This window comes from Rhodanobacter sp. OK091, assembly GCF_900142825.1.
Lineage (GTDB): Bacteria > Pseudomonadota > Gammaproteobacteria > Xanthomonadales > Rhodanobacteraceae > Rhodanobacter.
Genome location: NZ_FRCH01000001.1, coordinates 1,055,823 through 1,072,088, shown reverse-complemented (window position 1 = coordinate 1,072,088; position 16,266 = coordinate 1,055,823). Strand labels below are relative to the sequence as shown.

The 16,266-nt window shown below is 64.8% G+C and carries 14 protein-coding genes; 8 read left to right on the top strand and 6 right to left on the bottom strand.

The window, feature by feature from the left end:
* Nucleotides 1–119: 119 nt before the first annotated feature.
* Together BUA26_RS05045 and BUA26_RS05040 are read right to left on the bottom strand one after the other, a co-directional pair.
* Nucleotides 120–1,088: a transporter gene (locus tag BUA26_RS05045; protein ID WP_255368166.1), complete on the bottom strand. Its 969-nt coding sequence runs from the start codon at nt 1,086–1,088 to the stop codon at nt 120–122.
* The gene (locus BUA26_RS05040; protein ID WP_072758404.1) at nt 1,085–2,206 is read right to left on the bottom strand and encodes an isocitrate lyase/PEP mutase family protein; all 1,122 of its coding nucleotides are present in this window, start codon (nt 2,204–2,206) and stop codon (nt 1,085–1,087) included. The genes BUA26_RS05045 and BUA26_RS05040 overlap by 4 nt, the downstream gene beginning before the upstream one ends.
* A gap of 28 nt (nt 2,207–2,234) precedes the next feature.
* Between BUA26_RS05040 and BUA26_RS05035 the strand changes: the two genes are divergently transcribed.
* From BUA26_RS05035 to BUA26_RS05030, 3 genes are read left to right on the top strand one after another with little or no spacing between them, the layout of a single operon-like run.
* Nucleotides 2,235–3,251 (top strand): helix-turn-helix transcriptional regulator, encoded by a 1,017-nt coding sequence (locus tag BUA26_RS05035; protein ID WP_255368165.1) that lies wholly within the window; start codon nt 2,235–2,237, stop codon nt 3,249–3,251.
* A 36-nt stretch (nt 3,252–3,287) separates the two neighbouring features.
* Entirely contained in the window at nt 3,288–3,431 is a 144-nt protein-coding gene (locus BUA26_RS20410) for a hypothetical protein (RefSeq protein WP_178368537.1), read from the top strand.
* A 1-nt stretch (nt 3,432) separates the two neighbouring features.
* Nucleotides 3,433–3,801 carry a hypothetical protein gene (locus BUA26_RS05030; RefSeq protein ID WP_072758400.1) on the top strand — a complete coding sequence of 123 codons (369 nt, stop codon included), beginning with the start codon at nt 3,433–3,435 and terminating at the stop codon, nt 3,799–3,801.
* Between the two features lie 20 nt (nt 3,802–3,821).
* On the opposite strand, the gene BUA26_RS05025 is transcribed toward BUA26_RS05030, so the two are convergent.
* From BUA26_RS05025 to BUA26_RS05010, 4 genes are all read right to left on the bottom strand, one after another.
* A complete protein-coding gene (locus BUA26_RS05025) occupies nt 3,822–5,042 on the bottom strand; it encodes an AGE family epimerase/isomerase (RefSeq protein WP_072758398.1) in 1,221 nt (406 codons plus the stop codon).
* Nucleotides 5,039–6,019, bottom strand: a complete 981-nt coding sequence (locus BUA26_RS05020) for a carbohydrate kinase family protein (RefSeq protein ID WP_072758396.1) — start codon at nt 6,017–6,019, stop codon at nt 5,039–5,041. The genes BUA26_RS05025 and BUA26_RS05020 overlap by 4 nt, the downstream gene beginning before the upstream one ends.
* Nucleotides 6,016–7,278, bottom strand: coding sequence for an L-fucose:H+ symporter permease (gene fucP / locus BUA26_RS05015; protein ID WP_255368235.1), 1,263 nt, complete (start codon nt 7,276–7,278; stop codon nt 6,016–6,018). Before fucP ends, BUA26_RS05020 begins: the two co-directional genes overlap by 4 nt.
* 95 nt (nt 7,279–7,373) lie before the next feature.
* On the bottom strand, nt 7,374–8,426 hold the full coding sequence (locus tag BUA26_RS05010) for a LacI family DNA-binding transcriptional regulator (protein ID WP_072758392.1): 1,053 nt from the start codon (nt 8,424–8,426) through the stop codon (nt 7,374–7,376).
* Nucleotides 8,427–8,611: 185 nt separating this feature from the next.
* Here BUA26_RS05010 and BUA26_RS05005 point away from each other — a divergent pair, with 185 nt between their 5' ends.
* From BUA26_RS05005 to BUA26_RS04985, 5 genes are all read left to right on the top strand, one after another.
* Nucleotides 8,612–10,909 (top strand): GH92 family glycosyl hydrolase, encoded by a 2,298-nt coding sequence (locus BUA26_RS05005; protein WP_072760072.1) that lies wholly within the window; start codon nt 8,612–8,614, stop codon nt 10,907–10,909.
* A gap of 90 nt (nt 10,910–10,999) precedes the next feature.
* Nucleotides 11,000–12,793, top strand: coding sequence for a sensor histidine kinase (locus BUA26_RS05000; protein ID WP_072758390.1), 1,794 nt, complete (start codon nt 11,000–11,002; stop codon nt 12,791–12,793).
* Nucleotides 12,790–13,236, top strand: coding sequence for a response regulator (locus tag BUA26_RS04995; protein WP_072758388.1), 447 nt, complete (start codon nt 12,790–12,792; stop codon nt 13,234–13,236). Before BUA26_RS05000 ends, BUA26_RS04995 begins: the two co-directional genes overlap by 4 nt.
* A gap of 111 nt (nt 13,237–13,347) precedes the next feature.
* On the top strand, nt 13,348–14,886 hold the full coding sequence (locus tag BUA26_RS04990; RefSeq protein ID WP_072758385.1) for a hybrid sensor histidine kinase/response regulator: 1,539 nt from the start codon (nt 13,348–13,350) through the stop codon (nt 14,884–14,886).
* Nucleotides 14,887–14,933: 47 nt separating this feature from the next.
* Nucleotides 14,934–16,256 (top strand): ABC transporter permease, encoded by a 1,323-nt coding sequence (locus BUA26_RS04985; RefSeq protein WP_072760069.1) that lies wholly within the window; start codon nt 14,934–14,936, stop codon nt 16,254–16,256.
* The last annotated feature ends 10 nt before the right edge of the window (nt 16,257–16,266 follow it).

The window sequence follows — 16,266 nt, the reverse complement described above, 5'->3', positions numbered from 1 at the left end:
TGCACTGGACGCAGGCACTGTTCTGGTACGTGGCTAGCTCCCGTCTGCGCGCTCAGTGCGAACCCCGTACGTCCAACCTTCGAAGGCTCGCCAGCCTGGCGATGGCAGGCCGGACTTCGTTAATGGACATAGTTCAGCGCGATCGCCGGCGTAACAGTCGTGGGGTTGTTGTGGCCGCCGGTGAATACGCGGACGCCGACCAGTACGCCGAGATTGCTGCGCCAGTTGTACTCGATCGCGGGTGCGAACCCGAAGCTCTCGCTGGATCGTGCTCGATGGATCAGTGGCGTCGCTGTGCCCGCAACAGAAATGGCGCCATCCACCCGGGCACCCAGCGTGTGCCGGTATGCCAGGTCGAAGGCCAGCACCCAGTGCCGTGTCAGGCTGTACTCCCACGCGGCGTTCACCGCGAATGAATCGCCGGGGCGTGCGTATCCCCGGAAGCCGGCAGGCGTACCGTAGACGCTTGCGTTGTCGACGCGCGTCCTGCGTGAAATGGATCGGCCGATGTTGAAGCGCATGCGCAGGATCCTGCCGTTCGGCACCCAGAAGTAGGTCTGCGTGTTGAGTTGCACGGTGGTCGTGAACGAGCCCTCGCCGTGGGCGTTGGCGGGTCGATGGTCGAGCTGGTCGTACCTGCCGGTGGGCACGGTTTCCTGCACCATCAAGGCGATCGCCGGCATGGCGCTGCCATCCTGGAACTGCGTCAGGCTGTATTGCGCCAGGAGATTCAGGTCGCCGGTGCCGACCCCCGCGCTGCCGGGTCCGTTCGCCATCCGGGTGTAGCCGAAGGTCGGAATCATCCCCGCCGTCAGGCGGTCGGTGATGCCGTACTCCATGTAGGTCAGCGATCCGAAGCTGTCGGTGTGCGACGAGTGCACGTCGTAGAGGTACGGCTCGATGAGGTAATGGCCTTGCGGCAGCGCCGCGGCCGAGTTGGCCATCATGGGGCCGGTCCACCACGCTTCCTCGCGTGACTGGTGGTCGCTGTCCGCCGGCACTGCCGCCTCGGCAGCCGCGCCGGTCGTTGCGGCGAAATACCCCCAGGTGACCAGCCATGCCATCGCCTGCCGGCGCCGACGCATCATCGGCCGCCCGCCCGGGTTCCACCGAATGCGCCGAGAAACGACGCGGCGAGCCGTCGCAGCGCTTGTTGCGCAAGCCCGGGCCTTGCGCTGCCTCTGGCCACGCCAGGCACCGTCGTCTTGTGCATGCCGTTGCGTGTGGTCAGTTCGACATCACTGAGGCGAGTTCCGTTCGGCCGGACACTGTGTCGAGGTTGGGCGAACAACAGGCCGACGGGTCCATCTCCCATGCCTGTGCGGCGAACCCTGTGCGTCGTGTTGTCGTCGCGTACTGGCGTGGACCGGAACAAGGCGTTGGCCTGGGCAGGCGTCAGCATGTGCGTGGCCATGGTGTCGTAGCGCCCCTCGGTGAACGCCTCCGCGGCGATCCTTGCCAGATGCGCCATGACGGACTGCATGGGGCCACAGCCGAGGCTGATGCGCCGTGCGCCTGCACGCTGGAGCGCGTCCACGCTGGGCGCGCCGGGATAGCCCGCGTAGATGTTGAGCGGCACGGGAAGCGCGCGAGCGAGATGCGCAATGTCGCCCAGGTCGGCCAGTCCAGGAACGAAGATGCCATCGGCGCCGGCATCGATATAGGCGAGGGCGCGTTGCCGTGTTTCTTCGAGGCGCGCCGCTGTTTCCGTTCCGGTGGCGACATAGGTGTCGATCCGCGCGTTGATGAAGAGGGGCAGGCCATGATGTCGGGCCATGTCGCGCGCGCATGCGATGCGCCGGGTGAGTATCGAAGGATGGGCAAGAGTGTGCGTACCTGGATCGGTGCCGTCCTCAATGTTGATGCCCACCACGCCTAGCTGCATCAACGCACCCACCAGGCCGCCGGTGTCTTTGGCGTCGCGTCCGTAGCCGCGTTCGATGTCGACGCTGACCGGCGTGGACGCGGTGCGGCATATGCGCTGGCAGGCAGCCAGCAGCTCGTGGACGGGCATCTGCTCGCCGTCGGAATAACCCTGCGTCCAGGCCATGCCCGCGCTGGTGGTGCCGATGGCTTGGGCGCCCGCTTCTTCGACGATCCTGACGCTGGCGGCGTCCCAGGCATTGGCCAGAACGAGCGGCCTCGGTTCATTGTGCAATTGATGGAAACGCTCCGCACGAGCGATGTGTTCGCGATTCATGGTCATGTTCTCTTCTGTTCACGGAATGAGGTGCGTGAAGAAGACCATTGGCAGCGCTGATGCGCTGTCAGAATCTTTAGCGACCGCATCGACGATACAGGCGCGGAGTCGCATGGACTTGCTAAGCTCCGCTCATCGCAACCCTCAGGAGGGTGCGCGGCCTGGCGCGGGAATCATGTCGAACCTCACATCCCATGCATTGCTGTCGACCGATTCGCTGACGCTCAGGAACGTGCATTGCGGCGGCGAGTGTCGTCATCGCAGCGTCGAGGAGTGCGCCTCCTCCACCCAGCTCGTCTTCCCCTACCGCGGCCTTTATATGAGACATGTCGGCAACGACCAGGTAGTGGCCGATGCCAACCATGTGCTGTTCTTCAATGCTGGAGAGGGTTACCAAGTCAGCCATCCGCTTGACGGCGGTGACTCCTGCCTGTCGCTGAGCCTGGACGCGGCGATGCTGGCGGAACTTGCGCCGGCGGCACTCATGAGTCCGGGCGAGCGCAGCGTCTTCCGCCGCCAGTCGCAGCGCATCGATGCGCGTGCGCAAGCTCTTGTCGCCCTGCTGCGGCACAACCTCGACAATGGGACGATCGAGCCGCTGGAAGCGGAAGCCCTGGTGCTGACCCTGGTCTGCCGCAGCCTGGGGCCGCGCACGTCGCGGGAGCCTACGTCCACGCATGCGCGTCGCCGGCTGGCCGATCGGGTGAAAGTGCTGCTGGCCAGCGATCTCTCGCGGCGCTGGACGCTGGCAGAGATTGGGCGGGAGATCGGAAGCTCACCGGTCTACCTGACCCAGGTCTTTCGGCAGGTCGAGGGCATGCCGCTCTATCGCTACCAGTTGCAACTGCGCTTGGCGCGCTCGCTCGACACCATCGGGCGATACGACGACCTGTCGGCTTTGGCCGCCGAGCTGGGTTTCTCCAGCCACAGCCATTTCGCCTACGCGTTCCGGCAGGCTTTCGGCCGCTCGCCGACGGATTTTCGCCGATCCACCCAGACGCACACTGCTAAAGAATCCGACAGCGCGCCGCCGCCGGTGGTGGTCTCCTGAGCACGCCCGGTGAAGGGTGACTTCTGGAGATGAGAGATGAGCGAGAAAACCTGTGCCGCGTGCGATTGTGCGCTGGATGAAACGGCTATCCGGGTCACCATCGGCAGCCATGTAGTCGAAGCGTGCTGCGAGGAATGCGCAGAAAAGCTGCGCGAGGCCTCCGCCAAGGGAAGCACCTGACGTGATCGGTGGCGTGCGCGTTGCCACCATCCTGGTGATGATGCTTGGCCTGACCCAGGCCGCATCCGGCGCCGACAAGCCAATCGCGGCGCTGGATGCCATCGCCACCCGGATCCAGGTCATGTTGCGCGACAGGTACAAGGGCGACGACGGTCTCGATCGCGTCACGCGGGTGCTCGATATCGAAAAGCGCATCGGCGCCTATCGCGCAGCCCGGACGAAAGCGGAATTCGTGCACCGGATCAACGTGGACCTGTGGGTTGCCACCCGGGACCGCCGCGTATGCGTGAGCGAACGGTCGACGGCGGATTCCGGGCAGTTCGATCTGGGCATGGGCCTCCAGCTCGCGATGCCCGGCATCGGGTGGTAACCCCGGGAAGCGACGACGGATTACGGACGGCCGCCGGAACGGATCAACGCCAGCACTTCGTAGCAAGCACCCATGGTGTGGTAGTCGGTCTTGCCGGCCGGGCTCTTTTCGTCGTCGTACTTGCGGTTGTCGCGGGTCAGGATGCGGTACCAGGCGCCGTAGCGGTGATCGACGAAGTGCCGCCATGAGTACGCCCACAGCTTCCCGTACCAGTCGTCATACACGGCCGCGCCGGTGCGCGCGTGCAACAGTGCGGCAGCGGCCAGCGATTCGGCCTGTACCCAGAAATACTTGTCGTCGTCGCAGATGCTGCCGTCCGGCGCGAAGCCGTAGCAGATGCCGCCGTGTTCGTTGTCCCATGCACGCGCCAGGGCAGTGTCGAACAGGTGCGTCGCGGTCGGCAGCAGCCAGGGTTCCTCGCGGCCACGTTCGAGCAGCAGCGGCTCCATGATCATCAGCAGCTTGGCCCATTCGGTCTGATGGCCTGGCTGGAAACCCCATGGGCGGAACAGGTGTTTCGGATCGTCGCGATGGTAGTCCCAGTCGATGTTCCAGTCGGCGTCGTAATGCTCCCAGACCAGTCCGTCGGCCTTGGCCGCCTGGCGGCGCGTCACGTGATCGGCAAGCACGAGTGCGCGTTCCAGGTAACGCGGTTCGTCGCTGGCCTGATAAGCCGCCAGCATCGCCTCGCACATGTGCATGTTCGCGTTCTGCCCGCGGTAGCCGCTGAAATGCCAGTCGGCATCGGCTTCGTCGCGATACAGGCCAGCGTCGGCATCCCAGTAGTGCTGCTCCAGCAGGCGCCAGGTTTCGTCCATCCAGGCCGCCGCTTCGCTGATGCCGGCCTTCAATGCCGTGGCGTAGGCGAGCAGCACGAAGGCGACGCCATAGGCGTGGTTGGTGCGGTCCTCAGGCTGCTCGTCGCGGATCGTCCAGGCATAGCCGCCGGTGTATGGGTTGCGGTGCACCTCGCGCAGATAGCGCAGGCCGTGCCGCGCGGCATCGAGGTATTCGGCTTTGTCGAATTCGATCGCCGCCAGCGCGTAGGTGACGACGAAGCGCGTGCTGCTGACCAGATGCCGATGGCTGCGATCGTAGATTGTGCCGTCGTCCTTGAAGTAGTGGAAGAAGCCGCCGGCCGGATCGATCGCGTGCGGGTGGTAGAAGGCCATCGTCTGCGCGATGTGCTCGCGCAGGAAATCGGCAGAACGAAAATCGGGCGTGACAGTTGCGGCACTCATGCCGGTTGCTCCATGAAGGCCAGTACTTCGTCGCCACGCGGCATCGCGGAGAACGAACCCTGGCGGGTGACAGTCAGTGCGCCACAGGCGGCGGCGAAGCGCAGCATGGCGTGCAGGCGTGGCAGCTCGGTGACCAGCTGATCGATCCGCTGGGGACCGGCATCGAGCTCGGCCAGGCAGCACAGCAGGCCGCCGACGAAGGCATCGCCGGCGGCGGTGGTATCGACCGCCTCGACCGGATAGCACGGCAGCTCGCCTTCGGCGTCCGGGTGGAACCAGCGCAGCGGTCGCGAGCCGTCGGTCACCACGATCAGTCGTGTACGACCAAGCCAGAGCCGGTCGATCGCGGCCTGCTCGCCATCCACCGCGAGCCACGCGAATTCCTCGGCGGACATCTTCACCACGTCGGCCAGATGCAACGCCGGCCACAGCAGTGGACGCGGATCGGTATCGGCCGGCCACAGCGCCGGACGCAGATTGACATCGAAGCTGACCAGCGCGCCGACGTTGTGCGCGCGCTGCATGCCTTCGCGCGTGGTCGCGGCCAGGGCCGGATCGGTCATGCTGTTCGAGCAGACGTGGAATACCGCGATATCGCGGAACGTGTCCGCACGGAAGTCGGCCGGGCGGAACAGCAGGTCGGCCGTGTGCTCGCGATAGAAGCTGAAGCTGCGTTCGCCGCTCGCATCGAGCGTGACGAAGGCGAGCGCCGTGTTGGCCGCTTCGGTGCGGGCGATGTCGTCGGTACCCACGCCGGCATGCTGCAGGCTGTCGAGCAGGAAATCGCCAAAACGATCACGCGCCAGCATGCCGGCGAAGCGCGCCTTGCCGCCGAGCCGGGCGGCGGCGACGGCCACGTTCGCGGGGGCGCCACCGGCGAACGGCACGAAGCTGGCGGCGAAGCCGCGATCGTCGCGGTCGTTCGCGTGCAGGTCGATCAAGGCCTCGCCGAAGCACAGGATGGGGCGCTCGGTCATGCCTGTTTGTTCCCGCTGAGGTCCGATGCCGGGGTGCTGCGGATTCTCGAGCCGCTGATGCCGTAGAACACGATGTACAGATAGCACAGCAGCGGCAGGAAGAATGCGTGCTGCAGGCCGATGTGATCGGCAAGCACGCCTTGCACGTAAGGAACGATCGCACCGCCCACGATGGCCATGATCAGCAGGCTGGAGGCCTTGCTGGTCATCGGTCCCAGCCGTTCGATGCCGAGCGCGAAGATGGTCGGAAACATGATCGAGTTGAACAGGCCGATCGCGATGATGCTGTACATGGCCACGCTGCCGGTGCTCAACATGGTGGTCAGCACCAGCAGCGCGTTGATCAGGCCGAACAGGGCGAGCAGCCGGCGCGGCGAGAATTTCGCCATCAAGGCCGAACCGATGAAGCGCCCGATCATCGCGCCGCCCCAGTACCAGGACACGTAATTGGCGGCCTGCTGCTCGCTCATGTGGCCGATGTCGGGCATCGACAGGTAATTCACCATGAAGCTGCCGATCGACACCTCGGCGCCGACGTAAAAGAAGATGCCCAGCACGCCGAACAGCACGTGCGGATGGCGCAGCACCTCCGCGAAGCTGTGCCTGGCGTGGTCGCCCTTGTCGGTGGCTTCGGTCAGCGCAGGCAGGCGGAACAGCCACACGAAGACGGCCAGCAGGAACAGCACCACCGCCAGCCCGATGTAGGGCCCTTGTACCGCTTGCGCCTGCTGGGTCTGGTAGACCAGTTGCTGGGCCGGCGCCAGCTTCGCCAGTTCGGCTGGTGCGAGGACCACGCTGGACAGGATCAGCAGGCTGCCGAACCGCGGCGCAAGGGTGGTGCCGAGCGAGTTCAGCGCCTGCGCCAGGGTGAGCCGGCTGGAGCTGGTCCGCTCCGGGCCGAGCAGTGCCACATAGGGATTGGCAGCCACTTGCAGCACCGTGATCCCGGTCGCCAGCACGAACAGCGCACCCAGGAAAGCCGGATACAGATGCAGGCCAGCCGCTGGCCAGAAGCCGATCGCACCGAGGCCGGCGATCGCCAGGCCGGCGACGATGCCTTTCTTGTAGCCCAGCGCGGCGACCAGCCGGCCGGCCGGCATGGCCATCAGGAAGTACGCGCCGAAGAAGGTGAACTGCACCAGCATCACTTCGGCATAGCTCAGCTGGAAGATCGACTTCAGATGCGGGATCAGGATGTCGTTGAGGCAGGTGAGGAAGCCCCACATGAAGAAGATGGTGGTGAGCACGCCCATCGCCATCGGGTTGTCGGTATAGCGCTCACCCGATCGGGCGGTGTCGGGCGTCGGTGATAAAGGAGTGGCGAAAGCCATGCGAATTCCCCAAAAAAGTGAGTTCAAGCGTTAGGTGGTGGACAGCTGCTTTCGCGCACCACCAGTTGCACCGGTGCGATGGTCTGGCGGCTGGCCGCCTGCGGTTGCTGCAGTCGCTGCAACACCAACTGGGCCGCCTGCCGGCCGCGCTCGTGCGGCGCCGTCGACATGGTGGTCAGCGGCGGCATGCCCAGTGCGGCCTCGGCGATGTCGTCGAAGCCGGTCAATGCGAAATCTCTGCCTGGGCGCAATCCGCGCTGATGGAGACCGAGCATCAACCCCAGCGCGACAGCATCGTTGTAGCAGACCGCCGCGGTCGGCACATGGGTGGCGTCGAACAGCGCGCTGGTGCGGTGGGCGGCATCGAGGCGGGTCGGCGCGCATTCGATGCGCCAGTCCGGCTCGATGCGCAGCTTGGCCGCGCGCATCGCTTCGACATAACCGGCATGCCGCTGCCGGCATGAACTGGAGTCCTGATGGCCGCCGAAGAATGCGATGCGCTGGTGGCCGCGGGCAATCAGGTGCTCGGTCGCCAACCGGGCGCCACGCTGGTTGTCCAGCATCAGCTGATCCCAGTGCGCGAACTCGGGCAGGGCGCCGCCCAGTTCTCGGTTGAACAGCAGCAACGGCGCGCGCTTGCCGACCACGGCCAGCACGTCATGCGCATTGCTGTGCTCGGCCGGCGACAGGATGATGCCGCCGGGGCCGTGTTCCAGCAGCGAACCCAGTACGGCCTGTTCGCGCTCGGCCGATTCGCCGGTGCAGCCTAGCAAGGTGACAAAGCCGGCTGCGCCCAGCGCTTCATCCACGCCGGCGGCGAATTCGGCGAAGAACGGATTCGCCAGATCGTTCAGGATCAGTGCGATGCTGGACGAACTCCGTCGGCGCAGATTGGCCGCGGCACGGTTATAGACATAGCCTTGCCGGCGCAGCTCCTCTTCGACGCGCGCGCGCGTGAGCTTGTGTACCAGCGGGCTGCCCCGCAGTACCAGCGACACGGTGGCGCGCGACACGTCGCAGCCTGCGGCGATGTCGTTCAAAGTCACTTTGCGGCCAATCGGGGTATGGCTCGACATGCGGTTTTGCCTGATTAGAACGATCCAAATGTAACTTATCGACGCAGTTGCACACGTCGCGTTGCAACATGCCTTGTTCGGCAACGGGTGTTAGCGTGCCCTTTTGAATCGTACCAAAGGCGGGATTGACGATGATTGTCCGTTTGCGTGATGTAATTCCCTGTCTGCTCGGCGCCGCGTTCAGCATGGCCACCTTGGCGCCCGGGGCCACATGGGCCTCGGACCGGGCGGGCGGCCACGCCGCGGCCGTCGATCCGCGCATCGGCACCGGTGGCGACGGCCATACGTTTCCCGGCGCCACGGTGCCGTTCGGGATGGTCCAGCTGTCGCCGGACACGGCGATGCCGGATTTCAAGCATGCCTACAAGTGGGCCGCCGGCTATCAATACGCCGACACCAGCATCATGGGTTTCGCGCACACGCATTTTTCCGGCTCCGGGCATTCGGATCTCGGCGACGTGCTGGTGATGCCGATCGCGGGCGAGGTGAAGCTGGAGCCGGGCGACCCGGCCAAGCCAGGCAGCGGCTACCGCTCGCGTTTTTCGCACGACAGCGAGCTGGTGCAAGCCGGGTATTACGGGGTGACCTTGAGCGACTACGGCGTGCGCGCCGAACTCACCGCCGGGCGGCGGATCGGCTGGCATCGTTACACCTTCCCGGCGAACAAGCCTGCGCATGTGCTGCTCGATCTGCGTCCCAGCATCTATGACTACCCCGGCAAGGTGTTGTGGGCCAACCTGCGCGTGCACGCCGATGGCACCGTCACCGGTTGCCGCGGCACCCGTGGCTGGGCGCCGGGACGCGAGCTGTGCTTTGCGCTGCGTTTCTCGCAGCCGATGACCTCGCGCGAGCTGCTCGACCGGGAGACCGACCTTGTCTACAAGGGCTTCAAGGGGCCGGGCAATCAGGCCGAGGACGCCGATGCGCAGAATGGCCGCGCGCTGATCGGCGTGTTCGATTTCGGCCAGCTGAAGAAACCGCTGGAAGTGAAAGTGGCGATTTCGCCGGCAAGCGAGGCGAACGCCATCGCCAATCTGGATCAGGACGGTCAGGGCTGGGATTTCGATGCGCGTCGCGCCGAAGCAAAAGCCGCCTGGGACAAGGCGCTGGCGGTGATCGACGTGGATGGGCCGGCGGCTACCCGCACCAGTTTCTATACGGCGCTGTACCACGCGATGCTGTCGCCGACGCTGAGCATGGACGTCAATGGCGACTATCGCGGGCCGGATCACGCGGTGCATCGGGCGAACGGCTTCGAGTTCTACTCGACCTGGTCGCTGTGGGATGTATACCGCGCACAGCAGCCGCTGATGGTGCTGCTGAATCCCGGGCGCAGCACCGACTTCATCCGCTCGCTGATTGCCGCGCGCGAGGCCAGCCCGTTCGGCATCCTGCCGATATGGGCGTACCAGGGTCTGGAGACGTGGTGCATGATCGGTTATCACGCCGTGCCGGTGATCGCCGATGCGTACATCAAGGGCGTGCGCGGTTTCGACGCGGATGCGGCGATGCGGGCGATGGTGGCCAGCGCCACTTATGCGCCGTATGGCGACCTTGCCGATTACATGAAGCTCGGTTACGTGCCGATCGACAAGGAACCGGAGGCCGCGTCGAAGACGCTGGAATACGCTTACGACGACTGGTCGCTGGCGCAGATGGCCAAGGCGATGGGCAAGAGCGATACCGCCGCCACGTTCCAGCAGCGCGCGGGCAACTGGCGCCACGCGTGGGATGCACAGACCGGCTTCATGCGGGCACGGTTGGGTGACGGCAAGTTCCGCGAACCGTTCAATCCGGAAGCGGCCGGTTACGGCAGCGATTACACCGAAGGCAATGCGTGGCAGTACTCGTGGTACGTGCCGCAGGATATCGCCGGTCTGATCGGTGCGCTGGGCGGCGACGCGAAGTTCATCGACAAGCTCGACCAGCTGTTCGACGCCAAGGTCGATCCGACCCATTTCAAGAACGTCGAGGACATCACCGGCTTGATCGGCTGGTACGCACACGGCAACGAGCCCAGCCACCATATCGCCTACCTGTACGACTACGCCGGTGCGGCCTGGAAAACCCAGGCCAGGCTGAAGCAGATCATGGATAGCCAGTACGCAGCGCGGCCGGACGGACTGGCCGGCAACGACGATCTCGGTCAGATGTCGGCCTGGTATGTTTTCACCGCGCTGGGCTTTTATCCGGTGACGCCAGCCAGCGACGAATATGCGATCGGCCGGCCGTTCGTGGCGAAGGCCGCGATCCACCTCAGCAATGGGCACACATTCACCGTAAGCGCCACGCCGCTGGATGACGCGCATCCGTATGTCGGCGCGGTAACGCTCAACGGCAAGCCGCTGGAGCGCACCTATCTGCACCACGCTGAAATCCTGGCTGGCGGTGAACTGCATTTCAGCATGCAGGCCGAGCCGAACCGGGACTGGGGCAGGAGCGATGCGGCGCGGCCAGCCGCGATGAGTCGATACGGCAAATAGGCATCGCCCTTGCTTCATGGGCGGTTGGCGGAAACATGCCAGAATGCCCGCAGTCTTTTCCACGTCGGGTTGGCCGATGCTTCAATCCACATGAAAGTGAGAGGGAGCCTGCGCTGGAGCACCGTCGGCATGCTGCTGGCGGTGTTGGTCATCGTGGCGCTGCCCTATGTAGTCACGCTCAGCAATTCGCGTGATACGCAGCGGGCCGCCGCCTGGGTGACTCATTCCAACACGGTGAAATCGGTCACCTATCAGATCGCTTACATGATGCAGGACAGCGAGTCGGCGAGCTACCGGCTGCTGTCCGGCGACGGCAATGACTCGACCCGCAAGTGTGCCCTGCTGGCCAGCCAGCAAGTGCCAGCGCTGCTGCGGCAACTGCGCACCATGACGCTGGACAATCCGGATCAGCAGACGGCGATCAGTGCGCTGGAAAGCGGAGCGGATGGCCGCATCACCTTGATGAATCAGGCGCTGTCGCGTCTGCAGCACGGCGATGCGGCGGGCGCGCGGCAATCGTTGCGCGATGGCGGCGATCTGTTCGCGATCGACAGCGAGATCGCTGCCATTGTGCACAATGAGGACAGCCTGCTGGGGGCGCGTCAGGCGAACGCCGCGAAGCAGGCTTTCAATGGCCGTGTGGTGCTCAGCATCACCGCCCTGGCCCAACTGCTGCTGTTGACGATCATCGTGGTCATGTCCGAACGGCAGATCGGCCAGCGTCGGCTGGCCGAAACCCGCGAAGGGCGGGCGGTGCTGCGTTCGCAGCTGATTTTCCAGGCCGTGCGCGAGCCGATCGCGCTGTTCGACAAGGATCTGAACAGCTTGCTGGTCAACAACGCCTTCCGCGAACTGTACGGGATGGACCCTGGCCGGAACGCCCAGCCGCTGGCCGGCATCGGCGACGGTGCGTGGAACGACAATGTCCTGCTGCAGCGGTTGAACGACGTGCTGTTGCGCGATCGCGAATTGTGGGATCACGACGTGATCCAGCGCACCGTCGACGGCGTCGACCGCCACGTGGTGATCAATGCGCGCCGCCTGCAGCAACAGGACACCGATGCGCCGGCGCTGCTGCTGACGGTGAGCGATGTCACCACGCGCGCACTGGCCGAACAGAAGGTGAGCGAGCTCAATCGCCAGCTCGAAGGCAAGGTGGCCCAGATCTCCGACGTCAACCGCGAGCTGGAGGCGTTCAGTTATTCGGTATCGCACGATCTGCGCGCGCCGTTGCGCCACATCTCGGGGTTCGCGCGCAAGCTGGAACATCATCTGGGCGGCCACGCCGACGAAAAGGCCAATCACTACATCGAGGTCATTGCCGGTTCGGCCCAGCGCATGGCCCAGTTGATCGACGATCTGCTGGTGTTTTCGCGGCTTGGCCGCGGCCCATTGCGGCTGCAGGCGATCGACATGCAGTCGGTGGTCGACGAGGCCCGTTCGCTGGCCGAATCGGAGGCGCAGGATCGGCGTATCGTATGGAAGATCGCGCCGTTGCCGATGGTGATCGGTGACGAGAACATGCTGCGGACGGTATGGCAGAATCTGCTCGGCAACGCGGTCAAGTACACCGGCCACTGCGAGGTGGCGCAGATTGAAGTGAGCGTGCAGCAGGGGCGACGTGGCGACTACGAATTCACCGTGGCCGACAACGGCGCCGGCTTCGACATGCAATATGCGGACAAGCTGTTCGGCGTGTTCCAGCGCCTGCATCGCGCTTCGGACTTTCCGGGCAACGGTATCGGATTGGCGAATGTTCGGCGGATCGTGGCCCGTCATGGCGGGCGGGTCTGGGCGGAAGCCGAACCGGGGCAGGGGGCCCGCTTCCATTTTTCACTGCCGGCCACCGATGCGGCTGGCGCACCTATCGAGAGTCGAGCATGAACAAGAAGGACCTGCGCACCATCCTGCTGGTTGAGGACAGCACCGCCGATGCCGAGATGGCGATGGACGCGCTGGGCGAGGCGCACCTGGTCAATCCGGTGGTGCACGTGGAAGACGGGGTGGAATGCCTGGACTATCTTTATGCGCGGGGAGCATGGGCATCGCGCGAGCCGGGCGATCCGGCCGTGGTACTGCTGGACATCAAGATGCCGCGCATGAACGGGCTGGATGTGCTGACCCAGATGCGCAGCGATGAGCGGCTGCGGCGGATTCCGGTGGTGATTCTGTCTTCCTCGCGCGAGGAAAGCGATTTGGCGCGCAGCTGGGATCTTGGTGCCAATGCGTATGTGATCAAGCCGGTCGATGTGGATCAGTTTTTCGATGCGGTGCGCACGCTGGGACAGTTTTGGGCCGTATTGAATCAGGCGCCCGAGAAGGATTGACCGGGTGGCGGTAAAGAGAGGGGGCGCAGTTCCAACGGGCGTGCAAACGCCTGCAAAGCTTCTTAATGAGTAGTCGCAGGAATCAACATGCCAAACCGGCAGCTTCGGGCAATGCCGACCATCCGTGTGCTACAGGTCGAGGACAACGAACTCGATGCCGAGCTGATATTGGCCGAGCTCGATGCCGACAGCATTGCCTATGAAGCGCGACGGGTCGATGACAAGGCGCGCTTCGTCACTGCGCTGGACGAGTTCAAGCCGCACATCGTGTTGTCCGACCTCAGCATGCCGGGCTTTTCCGGCCAGCATGCACTCGATCTGCTGCGCAAGCGCGACGAGGATCTTCCCTTCATCTTCGTCTCCGCCACACTGGGTGAAGAAGCGGCGATCGAAGCATTGCGCAACGGCGCCACCGATTACATCCTCAAGCAGAACCCGGCCCGGCTGGCCAGCGCGGTGCGCCGTGCCTTGAGTGAAGCCGAGGCGCGGCGGGCCAGCCGCCGGGCGGAGTCGGAGCTGATCCGCGCGCAACGTTTCGAGAGTCTGGCGATGCTCGCGGGCGGCCTCAGCCACGACTTGCGCAACCTGCTGCAGCCGCTGCTGCTGGCCGGTGACAGTCTGCAGGACTACCAACACGATCCACGTCTGGCGAGGCTGGGAAAGCTGGTGCGCGATTGCGGCAAGCGCGGCCTGGACATGGTGCACTCGATGCTGTCCTTCGCACGCGGGGCACGACGCGCGGAACTGGTGAAGCTGGGCGCGCTGTTCAGTGCGTTCGATCTGCTGATGCAAGGCAGCGTGCCGCACACGGTGTCGATGGAACTGGTCATCGACGACCCCGAGTTGTCCTTCGAGGGCAACCACACCGAACTGCAGCAATGCCTGCTCAACCTGTGCCTGAATGCGATCCAGGCCATGCCGGACGGTGGCAGCCTGCGCATCGAGACGGCACAGACCGAGCTGGCAGAAGATTTCTTCCAGCCCGAAGAGCCGTCGCGGTCATGCCATTACCTGCAGATCAGCGTGATCGACAGCGGCCCCGGCATGGATCAGATAGTGCTGGATCATCTCTTTGAACCGTTCTTCACCACCAAGGAAGCCGGTACCGGATTGGGCCTGGTGTCGTGCCAACGCATCGTCAACAGCCATGGCGGCGTGATGCGGGTCGACAGCGCACCGGGCCGCGGCACCCGCTTCGACTTGTATATCCCGCTGGAGGAAACGGTGGCGGACAACGACCAGCAGGACGATCGCGACAGCCTGGAAGGTGCCGCCGAACGTGTGCTGGTGGTGGTGGAAGAGGCCGGCCAGCTGTCCCTGCTGGCCGATACGCTCGATGCCTATGGCTATCAGGCGCATGCCAGCCAGAGCGGCACTGCCGCGCTGCAATGGATCGAGGCTGGCGGACTGCCCGACCTGGTGGTGCTGGATGCGGACATGAACCTGTTCACCGGCGTGCGTACGCTGGCCGCGTTGATCGAGCATGGCTACGGCGGCGCGGTGATCCTGCTGACGCGTCCCGGCGCAACGCAGGACCTCCAGGAAATGCCACCGCTGGAGCACCTCTACGTAGTCGACAAGCCGGTCACCACGCAGGTACTTCTGCGCACGCTGCGCAAGGCACTGAAGGCGGTCGACAACGGCAGCTAGCCTGATTGTTTCGCGTCCCATGCAGAACGGTTACTCAGGGGGTGTTCTTGTTGACGTATTACTTCGATCTGGCGCTGCGCAGTTGCCGGCGCAGCAAGGCTTTGACGGCACTTGTGGTGGTGTTGATGGGCTGTGGTGTGGCCACCTGCATGGTCACCTTCGCGGTGTTCCGTGCCACCGCGGCCGACCCGATCCCGTGGAAATCGAACCAGCTGTTCGTGCCGCAGATCGACAGCTTCGGCCCGGCGCACAACTGGAAAGGCGAGCCGCCGGAGATGCTCAACTACACCGACGCCGTGGCATTGCTGCACGCGCGGCAAGCGCGGCGGCAGGTGTTGATCTACGGCAGCAGGTGGACAGTACTGCCGGATGACGCACAGCAGCCGCTTTCGCTGGAGGGCGACGCGGTCAGCCATGACTTCTTCGCGATGTTTGACGCGCCGTTCCGTTACGGCGGTAGCTGGTCGGCCAGCGACGACGATCAACGCGCGGCCGTCGTGGTGATCAGCGCCGCGCTCAACCAGAAGCTGTTCGGTGGCACCGACAGCGTGGGTCGCGAGATCAATCTCGACGCGCGCAACTATCGCATCGTGGGCGTGCTGGGCGATTGGAATCCCAGCCCGCGCTTCTTCGATGTGACCAGCACGTGGTATCCCTTCAGCCATCCCCGCCAGCTCTACCTCCCGTTCAGTCGTGCCATCGATCTGCAGAAGGCCACCAGCGGCAATTTCTATTGCAGCACGAACTCCGTCGATCCCGACCTGACGAACTGGGAGGGCGTATTGCACAGCGGATGCGCGTGGATCGTCGCGTGGGTGGAGCTGCCCACGCGTGCTGATGTGGAGCGCTACCGTGACTGGCTGCACAACTACGCGGCCGAACAGCAGCGTGTCGGCCGCTTTACCTGGCCGCCGAACGTGCGCCTGTCCGATGTCGGGCAATGGCTGCACGTGATGAAAGTCGTGCCAAAGGCCTCGGCGCTGTCGATGATCGTCTCGTTGAGCTTTTTGCTGATCTGCCTCGTCAACGTGGTGGGGCTGATGCTGGCCCGCTTCATGCGCCGCGCGCCGGAGATCGGTGTGCGTCGCGCGCTGGGCGCGTCGCGCGGTGCGATATATCGCCAGTTTCTGACCGAAGCGGCGGCGATAGGGTTGGCTGGCGGCCTGCTGGGACTGCTGCTGACGATGCTGGGCATGGCCGGCGTCGGCTCGGTGTTCGAACCGGCGGTTGCCCGGCTGGCACGACTGGATGCGTCGCTCCTGCTGCTGACGGTGCTGGTCGCGGTGCTCACCACACTGATTGCCGCGCTTTATCCCACCTGGCGCGCCGCCCAAGTGCAGCCGGCGTGGCAGCTGAAGTCGAACGGATGAAAAAAGCAGG

Bases quoted from the DNA above. Each gene is read 5' to 3' on its own strand.
- BUA26_RS05045 (WP_255368166.1), bottom strand. From the start codon at position 1,088: ATGATGCGTCGGCGCCGGCAGGCGATGGCATGGCTGGTCACCTGGGGG.
- BUA26_RS05040 (WP_072758404.1), bottom strand. From the start codon at position 2,206: ATGACCATGAATCGCGAACACATCGCTCGTGCGGAGCGTTTCCATCAA.
- BUA26_RS20410 (WP_178368537.1), top strand. From the start codon at position 3,288: ATGAGCGAGAAAACCTGTGCCGCGTGCGATTGTGCGCTGGATGAAACG.
- BUA26_RS05025 (WP_072758398.1), bottom strand. From the start codon at position 5,042: ATGAGTGCCGCAACTGTCACGCCCGATTTTCGTTCTGCCGATTTCCTG.
- BUA26_RS05020 (WP_072758396.1), bottom strand. From the start codon at position 6,019: ATGACCGAGCGCCCCATCCTGTGCTTCGGCGAGGCCTTGATCGACCTG.
- fucP (WP_255368235.1), bottom strand. From the start codon at position 7,278: ATGGCGATGGGCGTGCTCACCACCATCTTCTTCATGTGGGGCTTCCTC.
- BUA26_RS05010 (WP_072758392.1), bottom strand. From the start codon at position 8,426: ATGTCGAGCCATACCCCGATTGGCCGCAAAGTGACTTTGAACGACATC.
- BUA26_RS05005 (WP_072760072.1), top strand. From the start codon at position 8,612: ATGGCCACCTTGGCGCCCGGGGCCACATGGGCCTCGGACCGGGCGGGC.
- BUA26_RS05000 (WP_072758390.1), top strand. From the start codon at position 11,000: ATGAAAGTGAGAGGGAGCCTGCGCTGGAGCACCGTCGGCATGCTGCTG.
- BUA26_RS04995 (WP_072758388.1), top strand. From the start codon at position 12,790: ATGAACAAGAAGGACCTGCGCACCATCCTGCTGGTTGAGGACAGCACC.
- BUA26_RS04990 (WP_072758385.1), top strand. From the start codon at position 13,348: ATGCCGACCATCCGTGTGCTACAGGTCGAGGACAACGAACTCGATGCC.